Genomic DNA, 297 nt, shown 5'->3' with positions numbered 1-297 from the left:
TCGCAGAAAAAGCACCTGAAGTAAAAGAGCAAGTGGCTCAAAAAGTAGGCGAAGTAAAAGAGCAGGCCACTCAAAAAGTGAATGAAGTTCAGGAAAAAGTCGCAGAAAAAGCACCTGAAGTAAAAGAGCAAGTGGCTCAAAAAGCAGGCGAAGTAAAAGAGCAGGCCACTCAAAAAGCGAATGAAATTCAAGAAAAAGTCGCAGAAAAAGCACCTGAAGTAAAAGAGCAAGTGGCTCAAAAAGTAGGCGAAGTAAAAGAGCAGGCCACTCAAAAAGTGAATGAAGTTCAGGAAAAAG

1 pseudogene is annotated in these 297 nt (G+C 41.4%); it reads left to right on the top strand.

Annotation, left to right across the window (positions count from 1 at the left end):
* Nucleotides 1-297: pseudogene (locus tag ERX27_RS11285) on the top strand (hypothetical protein); the annotation flags it as partial.

The sequence above is a fragment of the Macrococcus brunensis genome, from assembly GCF_004359615.1.
GTDB lineage: Bacteria > Bacillota > Bacilli > Staphylococcales > Staphylococcaceae > Macrococcus > Macrococcus brunensis.
Note: the sequence above shows the minus strand (reverse complement) of the source record. Positions and strands in the feature narration are given on the sequence as shown.